The sequence below is a fragment of the Okeania hirsuta genome (genome assembly GCF_003838195.1).
Taxonomy (GTDB): Bacteria; Cyanobacteriota; Cyanobacteriia; order Cyanobacteriales; family Microcoleaceae; genus Okeania; species Okeania hirsuta.
The window spans coordinates 1-852 of record NZ_RCBY01000643.1 but is presented as its reverse complement, the minus strand read 5'-3'; the positions used below and the strand labels follow the sequence as shown (position 1 = coordinate 852).

Sequence of the window (852 nt, the reverse complement as noted above, 5' to 3'; positions counted from 1 at the left end):
ATGCGCACTCCTGTGAGGCAAAAGTGGGAAAAGCATTTCCCTCTCTAAGGTTCATCATCAGTATATATCCTAACTAACTCGTTCCTTGCTATACATAATAGACTTGTCGCGAAATAAGAAAAATCTAACTTCATCTTTTGTTCAAATTACCAGAAAATTGGGTTGAAAGCCTCCCCCTAAAAGGGGGACTTTTAAATTGATTTTTCTTTGATAAGTATGTTATCATGTTGTTAGTTTGAAAGTCAGGTTATGAAAGCTAGATTTAAGTATCGTATCTATCCAACACCGGGACAAAAATACCGATTAGCCAAGGTATTTGGTTGTGTCCGTGTAGTTTGGAATGATAGTCTAGCTTGTTGTCAAGAAAAGTATCAATTAGGAGAGAAGAAACCCACTAACTCCGAGCTACAAAAACAGTTGATCACTCAATCGAAAAACACTGAAGACAGAGAGTAGTTATCAGAAGTTTCTGCTATACCATTGCAGCAATCTTTAAATGATTTAAACCAGGCTGATCAAAATTTTTTCAAATCAACTAAAGGTCAACAGAAAGGTAGACCTAACCTATTAGACCTCCTAAATTTAAAAGTAGAAAGTCACGCGCAAACTGCTAGGTTTACACTCATGATGATTTAAAGTTTGTCAACATAAAGTCTATTTAGCTAAGATTGGAAAGCTGAAAATTGTTTGGTCAAGAGATTTACCTGCTGCTCCATCATCAGTAACAGTAATCAAAGATTCCGCTCATAGATATTTCTTGAGTTTTGTAGTAGAAATACAACCAGAAATCTTACCTCAAACTGATAATTCAGTAGGTATAGATTTAGGTATTAAAACCTTTGCTACATTTAG

Annotated in this window: 1 protein-coding gene; it reads left to right on the top strand. The window is 35.1% G+C overall.

Annotated features, from left to right (window positions below):
* Window positions 1-249 precede the first annotated feature (249 nt).
* Window positions 250-456 carry a helix-turn-helix domain-containing protein gene (locus D5R40_RS40505; RefSeq protein WP_124142862.1) on the top strand — a complete coding sequence of 69 codons (207 nt, stop codon included), beginning with the start codon at window positions 250-252 and terminating at the stop codon, window positions 454-456.
* Window positions 457-852: the final 396 nt, after the last annotated feature.